We start from the raw sequence: 909 nt of genomic DNA on the forward strand, positions 1-909 counted from the left end.
GGGCGGGCCAGGGTGGGGGCGCGGGGCCGGGCGCGAGGCCGGGCGGGGGCGCGGGGCCGGGCGCGAGGGCCTCAGGAAGGGAAGGCGCTTCGCAGTGGCGCGGTGAGCCACGGCCCGGTCGCGTCGCCGTCGGTGTAGGCGACGGACAGCGAGCCGAGGTAGAGCTCGACGAGATTGGTCGGGATCATCACGGTCGCGCGTCCGTCTGCGGCGAGAGTGGCATCTCCGCGCCGTTCGCCGTCGATCCGGAGCGCGACGTCGGTGCCCGGCTGCCCCGAGAGGACGACCGTCAGCGTCCGCTCGAAACCTTCGCCCGCGGAGGTCGTCGAGACGATCTCGGGGGTGCCTTCGGGCAGCGACGGGGCGGGAGTCTCAGTCGGCGTCGGCGTCGGCGTCGGTGTGGGGGTCGGGGTAGGAGTGGGTGTCGGTGTCGGGGTCGGCGTCGGGGTGGGCGTGGGCGTCGGGGTAGCCGTAGCCGTCGGCGTAGGCGTAGGCGTCGGCGTGACCGTCGGGGTGGGGCTGGCGGATGGCGTCGGTGTCGGCGTCGCGCTCGGTGCGGTCTCCGAGGGCGCGACGGGTGCGGCCGCTGGCGGCGTCGCGGGCGTGGGGGTGGGATCCGCGTCAGGTGCGGGCACAGGCACCGACGGCGTCGGTGTGGGAAGCGCGCTCGGCGACGGCCCGGGATTGGCCGTGGCCGCACCTCCCGCCGCAGAACCGGCAGACCCGCTGCCGCCCGAGCCGGCGCCGCCGCCGTTCGACGAGGCATCCGCAGACACGATCGCGGGGGCCGAGACCATCGACGGCACGACGAACGCGGCGGCGACCGCGGCACCGCCCACGAGCACGCCGGCGACGATCCCGGCGATCGCTCCCGCGCCGAGCGCTCCTCCGCCGAGCGCGCCGCCGGCC

Annotated in this window: 1 protein-coding gene; it reads right to left on the reverse strand. The window is 77.0% G+C overall.

Annotated elements, in window-relative coordinates:
- Positions 1-71: 71 nt before the first annotated feature.
- Positions 72-909, reverse strand: an 838-nt coding sequence (locus G3N18_RS15805) for a hypothetical protein (RefSeq protein WP_196385194.1), incomplete at its 5' end; no start/stop codon positions are given.

It is taken from the genome of Microbacterium paulum, assembly GCF_015707995.1.
Lineage (GTDB): Bacteria > Actinomycetota > Actinomycetes > Actinomycetales > Microbacteriaceae > Microbacterium > Microbacterium paulum.